We start from the raw sequence: 14190 nt of genomic DNA, 5'->3' as shown, positions 1-14190 counted from the left end.
CTTCAGCGAGTCATGCCGTGTCCTTCTTTGCAAACGTGGAACAGGTTCCAGGCGACCCCATCCTGGGCCTGACCGAGGCCTACAACGCCGATAGCCGCCCCAACAAGGTCAATCTGGGCGTGGGCATCTATTACGACGAAAACGGGCGCATCCCGCTGTTGCGCGCCGTGCACAAGATCGAGCAGCAGCTCGCGCAGGAAGCCAAACCGCGCGGCTATCTGCCCATCGACGGCCTGGCCGCGTACGACAAGGCCACCCAGGAGCTGCTGTTCGGCGCCGAGTCGGCGCTGGTGGCCTCCGGCCGCGTGGCGACCTCGCAGACCGTCGGCGGCAGCGGTGCGCTGCGCGTGGGCGCGGACCTGCTCAAGAAGCTGCTGCCCACGGCCACCATCGCCATCAGCAACCCCAGCTGGGAAAACCATCGCGCAGTGTTCGGCGCGGCCGGCTTCGAGGTGGTGGATTACACCTATTTCGACGCGGCGACCCACGGCCTGAACTTCGACGGGATGCTCGCCGACCTGGCCAGGCTGGAGCCGGGCACGGTGGTACTGCTGCACGCCTGCTGCCATAACCCCACCGGCGCGGACCTGACCAAGGACCAGTGGAAGCAGGTCGCCGGCCTGTTGAAGGAACGCAACCTGTTCCCGTTCGTCGACATCGCCTACCAGGGCTTCGACAAGGGCATCGAAGCCGATGCCTACGCGGTGCGCCTGCTCGCTGCCGAAGGCATCGACAGCTACGTGGTCGCCAGCTCCTACTCCAAATCGTTCTCGCTGTATGGCGAGCGCGTGGGCGCGCTGTCGGTGGTCTCGGCCACCGCGGCCGAAGCCAAGGCGGTGCAGTCGCAGGTCAAGCGCATCATCCGCACCATCTATTCCAGCCCGTCCACGCACGGCGCCGCGCTGGTGGCCGGCGTGCTGACCAGCCCGGAATTGCGCGATCTGTGGGAGCAGGAACTGACCGAAATGCGCGAGCGCATCCATTCGCTGCGTGCAGGCCTGGTCGAAAAACTGGCCACGCTGGGTTCGCCGGAATTCGAGTTCATCCAGCGCCAGGCCGGCATGTTCTCGTACTCTGGCCTGACCAGGACCCAGGTGGACCGCCTGCGCGAAGAGTTCGCCATCTACGCCGTGGGCACCGGCCGCATCTGCGTGGCCGCACTGAGCCAGCGCAACCTGGACTACGTGGCGCAGGCCGTGGCGACCGTCAGCCGGATGTAAGCAACCGCATCGCGATCGGCCACACCGGCCAATGCCAGCAAACCGGGAGCGCGCCAGCCTCCCGGTTTTTTTGTGCGCACAGCCGCCGCTCGCTCCCCTGCCCTCGCCGCGTCCCTCCCCGCCGGCGGGGAAAGGTGCCCGAAGGGCGGATCGGGGCAAGCGCAGCGCAACCATCGCCAACCCACCACCACCCACGCACCGGCAACGCTCCCTTCCCCCGCCTGCGGGGGAAGCTGCCCGAAGAGCGGATCGAGGCAAGCGCAGCGCCACCATCGCTGACCCACCACCACCCACGCACCGGCAACGCTCCCTTCCCCCCGCCTGCGGGGGAAGCTGCCCGAAGAGCGGATCGAGGCAAGCGCAGCGCCACCATCGCCAACCCACCACCACCCACGCACCGGCAACGCTCCCTTCAACCGCCTGCGGGGGAAGGTGCCCGAAGGGCGGATGGGGGCAAACCCAGCGCCACCATCGCCAACCCGCCACCCACGCACCGGCAACGCTCCCTTCCCCCGCCTGCGGGGGAAGGTGCCCGAAGGGCGGATGGGGGCAAGCGCAGCGCAACCATCGCTGACCCACCACGATCCCCCATTCGCGCAAGTTCGATCAATCACGCTGCAAAACGCGCAGCAAGTGATCGAAATCTAACGGCGCAATGGCGACAATGGCGGCCCACTTCCTACACAGGCTGCCCGCCCCCATGTCGCGTCCCTCGCTGACCCGCTTCCTGATCGAAGAGCAACACGCCGGCCGTATCGATGCGGAATTGCGCCAGCTGATCACCATCGTCTCGCGCGCCTGCAAGCGCATTTCCATTGCCGTGAGCAAGGGCGCCCTGGGCGGCGTGCTCGGCGATGCCGGCACCGGCAACGTGCAGGGCGAGGCGCAGAAGAAGCTCGACGTGCTCAGCAACGACATCCTGCTGGAAGCCAATGCCTGGGGCGGCCATCTGGCTGCGTGCGCTTCCGAAGAAATGGACCACAGCCAGCCGGTGCCCGACCAATACCCCAGCGGCGATTTCCTGCTGCTGTTCGACCCGCTGGACGGCAGCTCCAACATCGACGTCAACGTGTCGGTGGGCACCATCTTCTCGGTGCTGCGCGCGCCCAAGGGCACCGAAAAGCCCGGCGACGAGCACTTCCTGCAGCCGGGCACGCAACAGGTGGCCGCCGGCTACTGCATCTACGGCCCCAGCACGATGCTGGTGCTCACACTGGGCCACGGTACCCACGCCTTCACCCTGGAGCGCGAGGAAGGCAGCTTCCTGCTGACCCAGGCCAACATGCGCGTGCCCGAAGACACCGCCGAATACGCCATCAACATGTCCAACCAGCGCCACTGGGAACCGGCCATGCAGTCCTACGCGGGCGATCTGCTGGCGGGCAAGGACGGCAGCCGCGGCAAGGACTTCAACATGCGCTGGATCGCCAGCATGGTCGCCGACGTGCACCGCATCCTCACCCGCGGCGGCATCTTCATCTATCCCTGGGACAAGAAGGACGCGTCCAAGCCGGGCAAGCTGCGCCTGATGTACGAAGCCAACCCGATGAGCATGCTGGTCGAGCAAGCCGGCGGCGCGGCGACCACCGGGCGCGAGCGCATTCTGGACATCCAACCCACGCAGCTGCACCAGCGCGTGCCGGTGTTTTTGGGCTCGAAGAACGAAGTCAACGAGGCCACGCGATATCACGTTGAGTTCGACAAGGCGCAGGGCTGATTTGCGGCGCAAGCCACACACAGCGTGGATTCACCCAGGACACCCGCCCAGTGCGGGTGTCTTTGTTTGTGGCAATAACCGACTGCGCAGCACGCGACGGCGTGGCGATCGACGAGGACCGCACCAACCGTGATCTCCTGCGCTCAATTGACTCCGCTCCGGGCAGCGATGTATACCGCGATCGGGCCGGAGTGGGACGGTCTACGGGAAGTTGATCTACTCACAGTGCCTTGCGAACAGTCGCATGACTGCCCGCAGGGACCACGTATCGATCAGGGAGTTCACATGAAGACCGCATGTGTTGCACTGGTGGCTGCCGTCATGTTGCAAGCCACACCCGCATTCTCCGCATCAACCGCAACCTCGCCACTGGTCGGAACCTGGCTGCTGGACACCAGCAGCCTGCCGATGCCACCTGCTGCACGACCCAAACGTGTCGTCCTGGATTTCAAACAGGTCCCCGGCAACAAATGGGCCACCAGCGCCGAGATCGTCGAACACGACAACAACACCTTGCAGGCGCAATCCACGCTGTCGCTGGACGGCACGCCGGGCAAGGCATCCGGCACCTACCTGGTCGATCGTGCCGCAGTCAAAATGCCCGAGCCCGGCGTGCTGGTCATGCAGTTGATGTATCAAGGCGTGCCGGCATCCACACGCACTTATACGGTCAGCGCCGATGGCAAGGTGATGACCGAGATCGAAGCGTACTTCAAGGACGGCAACCCGATGATGCGCACGGCGTATTTCAAGCGCGTGGCAAGTCAGACCAAGTGAGCACTGTCGAGCCACGCCGCACAGCGGCGCGGCTCGATGTATTTTTGGAGCAGCGGTAGCTTGAAGGCAGGGAGGCCGTATGCGACATCTTTTACCGGTTGATATTCCAGCTACGTTACGGCGCAACACGTCGGTCGAGCAGTTCCTCGGAAAAAGCCCAGTCGATGCAACGTACATTCGCCATATCGAGTTACGCCCGGCAAACGACTCCATCGAGGTGTGGATTCATGACGTGGAGGACATTGGCAGCCAGGACCATTCGGACCTGTATGACTTCATGTCTTTCGATCCGGATGGACCGGACGCCCCTGCTGCCATTTTTGCGGACGCTGCCTCTGCCGTGACGTATGCCAGCACATCCCTGGCAGCGGACCCCACGCGCTGGACCAACCTTGGGATTGCCGAGTCCGAATACCTCGACTACATTCGGGCCGGCCGGCCTGCCCGTTGGCCGGCTGCCACCTAAGCCTCGATCTCGATACCGACCAGGCAAGCGGTTGGGTTCAACAGGCACCAGTCGCGCCAAGCTGCCTGCGTCTCAATGCAAATCGTCCCGAGACCGTCGTTGCGCCGAGCCTCCATGACCAATATCAAATTCACCGAAGGCGAGCGGGCGGCGATCATCCGCAAGGTCCAGCTTTACTTCAGCGAGGAGCTAAAGCAGCAGATCGGACGCTTCGATGCAGAGTTCCTGCTCGATTTCTTTGCCGAAGAAGTCGGAGCGTACTTTTACAACCGTGGCGTCTACGATGCCCAGGCGATCATCGCCAAGCAGCTGGACGATCTGGGAGAGTCGATCTACCAGCTGGAACGTCCGACCGACTTCAAAAAGTGACTGGTCTCACCACGCGGATGCGATGACGAGAGCCAACACCCTCGTTCCTACCAGCAGGGATGGCGTGCGAATGACCATGCGGAGTTGCCGTTTCATGATTGTGCTGGTTGGTGTGCTGCTGCCCTACGCGGCGCGCCTGCCGCGCGGGGCGGAATGGCTTGCGCAATACACCGACACGGCTATCGGCGGCTGGCTGCTCTTGGGTGCGTTCAATGCGATTGCATGGGGCGCGCTGCTCGGCATCAGCTTCCTGTACCGGCGTCCGATCTCGCTACTTGTCCCCTGTGCGTTGGGCTTCGGTGCGCTGGCCTGGGCGCACGCCACGCTGGATCTGCGTGCAGACGCGCAGTCGGCGCTGGCGCTGATCTTCATCCCGATCTATGCACTGCTGCCCATCGCCGTCGGCGGCGCGCTCGGCTATCTGCTGGACCGGCGATTGCGGCACACGGCAGCACGCTGATGCACTCAGCGCATACAGCCTGCCATCGCCAGTGGTCGTGCTCGGTTCTGCTACGGCGCTTGACGTTTCGATGTGCTGCAACGCAGAAGTGCACAAACGGTACATAGGGATCTGGATCGATGCGGGCGCTGCCGCTGCCCGCATGTCGGCGCGCCTTTCGACAGCCGCACGGTGTCCGCATCGTATCGCCACGCACCATGCGATCTGGACGCGGACGCCGGCCCGCCGGCGCTGCCCCCTTGACCGCCAACGCCCACACCGGCCAGTCTCGGGGGCTGGCACGGCGGGGGTCGTGCCGCTCGCCTTCAACGGAGAACCGCCGTGGACCGTCGTACCTTCCTCACCTTGTCCGGCATCGGTGCAGCCGGGTTGCTGCTGCCGCATACGCGCCTGATCGCTGCCGAACAGTTGCTCACACCCAACGATGCCGTGCGCAGCCGGCGCTTGTCCGATACCGCGCTGAGCACCGCCAAGGCAGCCGGTGCCAGTTATTGCGATGTGCGCGTAGGCCGTTATCTGCGCCAGTTCGTGATCACCCGCGAGGCGCAGGTGGAGAACGTGGTCAACGCCGAATCCAGCGGCGTGGGCGTGCGCGTGCTGGCCGATGGCGCGTGGGGGTTTGCGGCCACCAACACGCTCACCAGCGATGGCGTGGCCACCGCCACGCGCCAGGCGGTGGCGATCGCCAAGGCCAACGCGCGGCTGGGTGGTACGCCTGTGCAGCTGGCGCCCGTGACAGCGGCCGGGCAAGTGCGCTGGCGCACGCCGATCAAGAAGAATGCGATGGAGGTACCGCTGCAGGACAAGGTGGCGCTGCTGATGGACGTCAATGCGGCCGCGCTCAACGCCGGCGCCACCTTCGTGGCCTCGCGCATGTTTGCCATCAACGAGCAAAAATACTTCGCCAGCAGCGATGGCTCCTATATCGATCAGGATGTGCACCGGCTGTGGCTGCCCTTCACCGTGACGGCGGTGGACAAGGCCAGCGGCAAGTTCCGCACCCGCGACGGGCTGTCTTCGCCGATGGGCATGGGCTACGAGTATCTGGACGGCGATGCGCGCGAGAAGCACGCGCTACCTGGCGGGCTTGTCGGGTATGGAAAAAGCTACGATGCGCGCGAAGACGCCATTGCCGCCGCAAAGCAGGCGCGCGCCAAGCTCACCGCGCCCTCGGTGAAGGCCGGCAAATACGATCTGGTGATCGACCCGAGCAATCTGTTCCTCACCATCCACGAGTCGGTGGGCCATCCGCTCGAGCTCGATCGCGTGCTCGGGTACGAGGCCAACTACGCCGGCACCAGTTTCGCCACGCTGGACAAGCGCGATGCGAAATTCCGCTGGGGCAGCGACGCGGTGACCTTCGTCGCCGACAAGACGCAGCCAGGCAGCCTGGGTGCGGTGGGCTACGACGATGAGGGCGTCAAGACCAAGCAATGGGACCTGGTCAAGGACGGCATCCTGGTCGACTACCAATGCACGCGCGATCAGGCGCATCTGCTCGGCAAGACCGCCTCCGATGGCTGCAGTTACGCCGACTCGTGGTCCAACGTGCAGTTCCAGCGCATGCCCAATGTGTCGCTGGCTCCGGGCAAGACGCCGCTGGCGGTGGCGGACATGATCAAGAACGTCGAGCGCGGGCTGTACATCCACGGGCGCGGCTCGTACTCGATCGATCAGCAGCGCTACAACGCCCAGTTCGGCGGGCAGCTGTTCTACGAGATCGAGAACGGCCAGGTCACGCGGTTGGTGGAAGACGGCGCCTATCAGATTCGCACGCCGGAATTCTGGAACGCCTGCAGCGCGGTGTGCGACGAGCGCGACTTCCGTTTGGGCGGCTCGTTCTTCGATGGCAAGGGCCAACCCAGCCAGGTGTCGGCAGTGTCGCATGGCTCGGCCACGGCGCGCTTCGATGGTATCAACGTGATCAATACCGCGCGTTCGTTAGGCTGAGAGCGGCTCATCGTGATGTCGATTCGCAGCGTTGTTGGGTGCGATCAAAAGCTTGGTCAGTCGAGTGCGCGGTGCCCTCGCCGCTCGCGGGACACGCCGCAAGTACGTCCCTGTAGGCTCGGTGGCGGCATCCATGCCGCCACACGGTCCCGCAATCGGCGAGGACACCGCACCAGAGAGTGGGTCGGTTGCTTTTTTTTGAAGCCTGAACAGGTTGATCGCCTTGCGTTGCGAAGATGATCCGCGGCGTTCTTCAAACAACGCACGTCATGCTTTGCTCACTATGCGTACCGACACTCTCGACTGGCCCTTGCTCGCCCACCATCGCGGAACCTTACGCGGCATGGATGCCGCGTCAGAGCCTACAGGGACGTACTTGCGGCGTGTCCCGCGAGGGTGGGCGGGCAAGGGCCCTGCAGCCAGCGCGCAGATCGCCCACGCAGTTTGTCAGCCGCTCTGAACCTGCGCAGCAGCTATTGAGCGTGATGGCATCGCATCGTCGTGAATAGGGCGAGCATGCACGACATCCACCACATGTTCCCGCGCGAAGCATCCATTGCACGCAACCAGCCCCGCTCGCCAGACTTGCATGCAGATAGCCGTGCCAATCGATTCAGACGAGCACAGGGATTGCCGCTGCACCCCTGCCGAAAGTCATTTGACGCAGCGTTCATCGCCCGGCAAGAATCGGCGATACCGTGCAGATACCCATCTGTGCGTCACCAGATCACCTGCGCGCCGCGCGGGACTATTGGGGAGTTGCCGTGCAGCGACGTGATTTCCTTGCCCTGACCGGGCTGACCATGGGTGGGCTGATCGTGCCGGCCTACTTCGGCAAGGCGATTGCCGCCGAGCAGTTGTTGACGCCCTTCGATGTCGGCCTCAAGAAGCGCCTGGCCGATGCCGGGCTCAATGCCGCGCGGCAGGCCGGAGCGAGCTATTGCGATGTGCGCATCGGCCGCTATCTGCGGCAGTTCGTCATCACCCGCGAAGACAAGGTACAGAATGTGGTCAACACCGAATCCATCGGTGCCGGCATCCGCGTGATCGTGGGCGGAGCATGGGGTTTTGCTGCCACCAACGAGCTGACCGAGCAGGGCGTGGCCAAGGCCGCTTCGCAGGCGGCTGCCATCGCCAAGGCCAATGCCAGGGTGCAGGGTACGCCGGTACAACTGGCGCCGACGCCCGGCGTCGGCGAGGTCAGCTGGAAGACGCCGATCAAGAAGAACGCGATGGAGGTGCCGATCAAGGACAAGGTGGATCTGCTGCTGGGCGTCAACGCTGCCGCCACCGCTGCCGGCGCCAACTTCGTCAACTCGATGCTGTTCGTGGTCAACGAGCAGAAGTATTTCGCCAGCACCGACGGCTCGTACATCGACCAGGACGTGCACCGCATCTGGGCGCCGCTGAGCGTCACCGCCATCGACAAGGCCAGCGGCAAGTTCCGCACCCGTGACGGGCTGTCTGCGCCGATGGGCCTGGGCTACGAATACCTGGACGGTGCGGCATCGGGCAAGTTCGTCTCGCCCAACGGCGTGGTCAATTACGGCCTGTCCTACGACATGAAGGAAGACGCGATCGCCGCGGCCAAGCAGGCGCAGGAAAAGCTCAAGGCGCCATCGGTGAAGCCGGGCAAGTACGATCTGGTGCTGGACCCCTCGCACACCTGGCTCACCATCCACGAGTCGGTGGGCCACCCGCTGGAGCTGGACCGCGTGCTCGGCTACGAGGCCAATTTCGCCGGTACCAGTTTCGCCACGCTGGACAAGCTCAAGGCCGGTTTCCAGTACGGCAGCGACAAGGTGCATATCCTGGCCGACAAGACCCAGCCCGGCAGCCTGGGCGCGGTGGGGTACGACGATGAAGGCGTCAAGACCAAGCAGTGGGATCTGATCCGCGACGGCAAGCTGGTGGACTACCAGGCCATCCGCGACCAGGCGCATATCCTCGGCAAGACCGCCTCCGATGGTTGCTGTTATGCGGACTCGTGGTCGAGCGTGCAGTTCCAGCGCATGGCCAATGTCTCGCTGGCCGCCGGCAAGACGCCGTTGAGCGTGAGCGAGTTGATCAAGAACGTGGAAAACGGCATCTACATCATCGGCGACGGCTCGTTTTCCATCGACCAGCAGCGCTACAACGCGCAGTTCGGCGGCCAGCTGTTCTACGAGATCAAGAACGGCGCGATCACCCGCATGCTCGAGGACGTGGCCTACCAGATCCGCACGCCGGAATTCTGGAACGCCTGCAGCGCGGTGGCCGATCAACGCGACTACCGCCTGGGCGGCTCGTTCTTCGACGGCAAGGGCCAGCCGAGCCAGTCCTCGGCGGTCTCGCATGGCTCGTCCACCGCCCGTTTCGACGGCATCAACGTCATCAACACCGCCCGCTCGCTCGGCTGACAGGAGAAACCCACATGAGCATCCTTACCGAAGCGCAGGCCAAGGCCATCCTGGACAAGGTCATCAAATTGTCCAAGGCCGACGAGTGCACCGCCACGCTCACCGGCACCATCGACGGCAATATCCGTTTCGCACTCAACAACGTGTCCACCAGCGGCATCGTCGACAACACCGATCTGCAGGTGCAAGTGGCGTTCGGCAAGCGCGTGGGCATCGCCACCATCAACGAGTTCGACGATGCATCGCTGGAACGCGTGGTGCGCCGCGCCGAAGATCTGGCAAGGCTGGCGCCTGAAAACCCGGAGTTCATGCCGGCCGTCGACAAGCAGACCTACACCGCCAGCCCCACCTTCAGCGAATCCACCGCCGCCATCGACCCGGCGTTCCGCGCGCAGGTGGCCGCCGATTCGATCGCTCCGTGCAAGGGCAAGGGCCTGATCGCCGCCGGCTTTCTGGAAGATGGCCAGAGCTTTACCGCCTTTGCCAACAGCAAGGGCAACTTCGGCTATCAGCGCGACGCGCGCTTCGACTACACCTGCACCGTGCGCACCGAAGACGGCCGTGGCTCGGGCTGGGTGGGGCGCAACCTGAAGGACGCCGCCGACTTCAAGGCCGAGCAGGACATCCGCATCGCCATGCGCAAGGCCAGCGATTCGGCCGAAGCCAAGGCGCTGGAACCGGGCAAGTACACGGTGATCCTGGAGCCGGCGGCGGCGGCAGGATTGATCTCCTTCATGATGCGCTACTTCGATGCGCGCATGGCCGACGAGGGCCGCAGCTTCCTGTCCAAGAAAGGTGGCGGCAACAAGCTGGGCGAGCAGGTCTACGACCCGCGCGTGAACATCACCGCCGACCCGTGGGATGCGCGTGCCGCCGTGCTGCCGTGGGACGAAGAAGGCCTGCCGCGCGAAAAGATGTCCATCGTGGAAAACGGCAAGGTCGCCAACCTGCAGTATTCGCGCTACTGGGCGCAGAAGAACGGCAAGCGTGCGATCGGCGAGCCAGGCAATCTGCTGATGGCCGGCGGCGAGAAGAACATCGCAGAGCTGGTGCGCGGCACCGAAAAGGGCATCCTGGTCACGCGGACCTGGTACATCCGCATGGTCGACCCGCAGACCGTGCTGCTGACCGGGCTGACCCGCGACGGCACCTTCTACATCGAAAATGGGCAGATCAAGTACCCGGTGAAGAATTTCCGCTTCAACGAATCGCCGATCATCATGCTCAACAATATCGACGAACTGGGCAGGCCGGTGCGCGTGGCCGGCGATGAATCCAGCTACGTGATGATGATCCCGCCGATGCGCCTGCGCGATTTCACGTTTACCTCGTTGTCGGATGCGGTGTGACTGAGAGCCGGGATTGGCGATTGGGGATTGGGGATTCGGAGAGCGGTGCATGCTCTCCAGGGCCTGATGCATTCCTCACGCGTTCCATTCCCTGCCTGCGGGCTTCTGCGGCGCCCGCGACGCGCCGCCATTTCCTTCGTCTGCTGCTTGGCAGTGCCGCCAGTTTGGCGCTGCCGTGGCCGGCGCGTGCTGCAGGCAATTACGATTTCTGGTTTACCCGGCTGCGCTACGACTCGGGCGATTGGGATGTGGATGCGCGTATGCCTTCCAACCTGATCACCTCGTTGATCGACTACACCCAGCTGCGCGTGGACCCGCAGGAGCATGTGCTGGATCTGGCCGACCCGCGCATGCTGCAGGCGCCGTTCTGCTATCTGTCCGGGCACAAGCTGGTGGAATTCAATCCGGCCGAGCGGCGTAATTTCGAACGCTACGTGCGCAATGGCGGCTTCGTGTTCGTGGACGATTGCAACCACGATATCGATGGCTTGTTCGCCACCTCGTTCGAGGCGCAGATGACCGCGCTGTTCGGCAAGAGCGCACTGCAGAAATTGCCCAACAGCCACCGCCTCTACAGCGCGTTCTTCAAGTTCCCGGATGGCCCGCCGGCGACCAGCTTCGAGCTCAATGGATGGGGCGACGATCTGGTGCACGACTATCTCAAGGGCATCAGCATCGACGGACGCCTGGGAGTGCTCTACAGCAACAAGGATTACGGCTGCGAATGGGATTACGACTGGCGCAACAAACGCTTCCTGGCCGAAGACAACACCCGGTTTGCAGTGAACATCGTGATGTATGCATTGACCAACTGAAACCATCATGTAGGAGCGCGCTTGCGCGCGATGCCTTCCCGGTAACGCCGCATCGCGCGCAAGCGCGCTCCTACAGAAAGTGCGGGAGATCTTTCCAGGCACGACACCACCGCCAACCGTCTGCCGTCGCACTCACCAGCCCCGCATGCCTTTGTAGGAGCGCGCTGGTGCGCGACGAAGATTTACCGGTAAAGCATCGCGCGCAAGCGCGCTCCTACGCCAGCAGCCAAATAACGAGACTTCCCCCATGACTTCCCCCAGCGACGACATCCTCACCGCACAGCTCTCCCAACTCGGCGCGCTGCGTGCAGCCCTGGCCCAGGCGGTGGTGGGCCAGGCAGCGGTGGTGGAGCAGTTGTTGATCGGCTTGCTCGCCGGTGGCCACTGCCTGCTGGAAGGCGCGCCCGGGTTGGGCAAGACGCTGCTGGTGCGCTCGCTCGGGCAGGCGCTGGAGCTGCAGTTTCGCCGCGTGCAATTCACTCCCGACCTGATGCCCAGCGACATTCTCGGCACCGAGTTGCTGGAAGAAGACCACGGCACCGGGCATCGGCATTTCCGCTTCCAGCAGGGGCCGATCTTCACCAACCTGCTGCTGGCCGACGAACTCAATCGCACCCCGCCCAAGACCCAGGCCGCGCTGCTGGAAGCAATGAGCGAGCGCACCGTCAGTTACGCCGGCACCACTTATGCGTTGCCGGCGCCGTTCTTCGTGCTGGCCACGCAGAACCCGATCGAGCAGGCCGGCACTTACCCGCTGCCGGAGGCGCAGCTGGATCGCTTCCTGTTGCATGTGCGCGTGGACTACCCCAGCGAGCAGGAAGAGCGCGACATCCTCAGCCAGACCACCGGCACGGCCAGCGCACAGGTGCCCAAGGTGATGGACGCGGCCAGCGTGCAGGCGCTGCAGCAGCATGTGCGGCAAGTGCATGTGGGCGCGGATCTGCTGACCTGGATCAATCGCCTGGTGCGCGCCAGCCGGCCCGGCCCGCAGGCAAGCGATGAGGTCCGGCAATGGATCAAGTGGGGCGCCGGCCCGCGCGCGGGGCAATCGCTGGTGCTTGCGTCCAAGGCACGTGCGCTGTTGCATGGCCGGCTCGCCGCCACCCGCGAGGATGTGCTGGCGCTGGCCGCTCCGGTGATGCGGCATCGCCTGCTGCTGTCCTTTGCCGCCGAAGCCGAACAACGCAGTGCCGACGATGTGATTGCCGCGCTGCTGCACGCCGTGCCGTTCCCGGGCTGAGCGCAGCGCCATGCACTCACCGCTGCCGGCCCTGATCCCCGCCGATGTGCGCAGCCGCCTGCGCGGCCTGCAGCTGCGTGGGCGTCAGGCGCAGGGCGCGCACGGGATCGGCCAGCACGCCAGCCGCAGCCGCGGCGCCGGGCTGGAATTTGCGCAGTACCGCGCCTACGAGCCGGGCGATGCGCTGCGCCAGATCGACTGGAAGCTCTACGCACGCTCGGACCGCTTTTTCGTACGCGAAGCCGAGCGCGAAAGTCCGTTGACGCTGTGGTTGCTGCTCGATGCCACTGCCTCGGCCGGGCAGGCCGACAGCGCGCGGCCGTCGCACACCCGCCTGCACACGATGGCGACGCTGGCCGCATGCGCGGCCGAAGTGGCGCTGCAGCAAGGTGATCGTGTCGGCCTGTATGCACTGCATGGCGGCGGCCTGGTCGCGGTGCCGGCCGGTGTCGGCAGCCGCCAACGCGACCGGCTGTGGCTGGCCTTGCACGGCTTGCGCGCCGGCGGCCGCTGGCCCGGGCTGGACGCGCTACGGCCGTTGTGGGAACGCATCGCCGCGCACGACCTGCTGCTGTCCATCGGCGATGGGTTCGATGAAGAGCTGGCGAGCGCACTGGAAAAATTCGCGGCGGCGCGCCGTGAAGTGCTGCAGCTGCAGGTGCTCACCTGCGACGAACGCGATTTTCGATTCAGCGGCGGGCACCGCTTTCGCGACCCGGAAACCGGCGAAGAACTGTTGGGCGATGGCGCGGCCATGCGCGAGGACTATCTGCAACGCTTCGCCGCGGCCCAGCGCGCGCGGCAGGCGCGCTGGCAAGCGGCCGGCATTGCGCATGCCGTGCATTACCTGGATGCGCCGGCCGATGCCGCGCTGCGCCAGCTGTTCGGTCGGGGTGCGGCCCGATGAGCACGTGCCTGTATGGTGTGGCGACTGCGCCGTCCATCTCGCTATCGGTCCGGCGTTGGAGCATGGCGGTGCAGCCGCCGCAGCGCCGAATGCGTGTTGCTGCCAGCGGGCACAGGCCGCAGTGGCAGCCACGCGTACCGGCGACCATCGTGTGCGGCATGTCGATGTCGGCACGGTATCCAGCACCGTGTGCGGTGCATCTGCATTGCCCGGGTATCCCCTGCGCATGAGGGCAGTGCTTGTCGACGTCGATCATGCGCATGCCATGCAGCTCTGCATGCCAATGCTGGTGCGATTGCAGTTGCAGTTGCGAGCACAGCTACCTGGGCGAGGTCTTCGCATGGGTGCAACGCCGACCACCGTCGCGCCTGCGCACGCCATGCAACCGTGGATGCAACTCCCGCTGCGATTGCGGCTACAGCGGCGGTGGCAGCTCAGCCAACAACTCCAGCATGCCCACAGACGGACGCACCACCGCAGTGCCATGAACGCACGCGCGCGCAGCGTCAGTGCAGGGGCAG

General features: G+C 64.8%; 12 protein-coding genes. All 12 read left to right on the top strand.

Annotation, left to right across the window (positions count from 1 at the left end; genetic code table 11):
- The first annotated feature begins 17 nt into the window (after positions 1–17).
- The 12 genes from FHY18_RS19595 to FHY18_RS19540 all read left to right on the top strand — a co-directional run bounded on the left by FHY18_RS19595 (position 18) and on the right by FHY18_RS19540 (position 13669).
- Positions 18–1220, top strand: a complete 1203-nt coding sequence (locus FHY18_RS19595; RefSeq protein ID WP_259159254.1) for an amino acid aminotransferase — start codon at positions 18–20, stop codon at positions 1218–1220.
- A gap of 700 nt (positions 1221–1920) precedes the next feature.
- Positions 1921–2937, top strand: a complete 1017-nt coding sequence (locus FHY18_RS19590) for a class 1 fructose-bisphosphatase (RefSeq protein ID WP_259159253.1) — start codon at positions 1921–1923, stop codon at positions 2935–2937.
- Positions 2938–3246: 309 nt separating this feature from the next.
- Positions 3247–3714 (top strand): LuxR family transcriptional regulator, encoded by a 468-nt coding sequence (locus tag FHY18_RS19585; RefSeq protein WP_259159322.1) that lies wholly within the window; start codon positions 3247–3249, stop codon positions 3712–3714.
- Positions 3715–3793: 79 nt separating this feature from the next.
- Positions 3794–4180 (top strand): hypothetical protein, encoded by a 387-nt coding sequence (locus FHY18_RS19580; RefSeq protein WP_259159252.1) that lies wholly within the window; start codon positions 3794–3796, stop codon positions 4178–4180.
- Between the two features lie 114 nt (positions 4181–4294).
- Positions 4295–4549, top strand: a complete 255-nt coding sequence (locus FHY18_RS19575) for a DUF2164 domain-containing protein (protein ID WP_114996586.1) — start codon at positions 4295–4297, stop codon at positions 4547–4549.
- 70 nt (positions 4550–4619) lie between these two features.
- The gene (locus FHY18_RS19570; protein ID WP_259159251.1) at positions 4620–5009 is read left to right on the top strand and encodes a hypothetical protein; all 390 of its coding nucleotides are present in this window, start codon (positions 4620–4622) and stop codon (positions 5007–5009) included.
- Between the two features lie 321 nt (positions 5010–5330).
- Positions 5331–6959 (top strand): TldD/PmbA family protein, encoded by a 1629-nt coding sequence (locus FHY18_RS19565; protein WP_259159250.1) that lies wholly within the window; start codon positions 5331–5333, stop codon positions 6957–6959.
- A 764-nt stretch (positions 6960–7723) separates the two neighbouring features.
- Positions 7724–9358, top strand: a complete 1635-nt coding sequence (locus tag FHY18_RS19560; RefSeq protein ID WP_259159249.1) for a TldD/PmbA family protein — start codon at positions 7724–7726, stop codon at positions 9356–9358.
- 14 nt (positions 9359–9372) lie between these two features.
- The gene (locus FHY18_RS19555) at positions 9373–10707 is read left to right on the top strand and encodes a TldD/PmbA family protein (protein WP_259159247.1); all 1335 of its coding nucleotides are present in this window, start codon (positions 9373–9375) and stop codon (positions 10705–10707) included.
- Complete coding sequence (locus FHY18_RS19550) at positions 10704–11522, top strand: DUF4159 domain-containing protein (protein ID WP_259159245.1); 819 nt, start codon at positions 10704–10706, stop codon at positions 11520–11522. Before FHY18_RS19555 ends, FHY18_RS19550 begins: the two co-directional genes overlap by 4 nt.
- A gap of 247 nt (positions 11523–11769) precedes the next feature.
- Positions 11770–12762 (top strand): MoxR family ATPase, encoded by a 993-nt coding sequence (locus tag FHY18_RS19545; RefSeq protein WP_259159244.1) that lies wholly within the window; start codon positions 11770–11772, stop codon positions 12760–12762.
- Between the two features lie 10 nt (positions 12763–12772).
- A complete protein-coding gene (locus FHY18_RS19540; RefSeq protein ID WP_259159242.1) occupies positions 12773–13669 on the top strand; it encodes a DUF58 domain-containing protein in 897 nt (298 codons plus the stop codon).
- Positions 13670–14190: the final 521 nt, after the last annotated feature.

This window comes from Xanthomonas sp. 3793, assembly GCF_024806835.1.
GTDB lineage: Bacteria > Pseudomonadota > Gammaproteobacteria > Xanthomonadales > Xanthomonadaceae > Xanthomonas > Xanthomonas arboricola_F.
This window is presented reverse-complemented; position numbering and strand designations above follow the sequence as displayed.

Bases quoted from the DNA above. Each gene is read 5' to 3' on its own strand.
- FHY18_RS19545 (WP_259159244.1), top strand. From the start codon at position 11,770: ATGACTTCCCCCAGCGACGACATCCTCACCGCACAGCTCTCCCAACTC.
- FHY18_RS19570 (WP_259159251.1), top strand. From the start codon at position 4,620: ATGACCATGCGGAGTTGCCGTTTCATGATTGTGCTGGTTGGTGTGCTG.
- FHY18_RS19575 (WP_114996586.1), top strand. From the start codon at position 4,295: ATGACCAATATCAAATTCACCGAAGGCGAGCGGGCGGCGATCATCCGC.
- FHY18_RS19555 (WP_259159247.1), top strand. From the start codon at position 9,373: ATGAGCATCCTTACCGAAGCGCAGGCCAAGGCCATCCTGGACAAGGTC.
- FHY18_RS19540 (WP_259159242.1), top strand. From the start codon at position 12,773: ATGCACTCACCGCTGCCGGCCCTGATCCCCGCCGATGTGCGCAGCCGC.
- FHY18_RS19590 (WP_259159253.1), top strand. From the start codon at position 1,921: ATGTCGCGTCCCTCGCTGACCCGCTTCCTGATCGAAGAGCAACACGCC.
- FHY18_RS19580 (WP_259159252.1), top strand. From the start codon at position 3,794: ATGCGACATCTTTTACCGGTTGATATTCCAGCTACGTTACGGCGCAAC.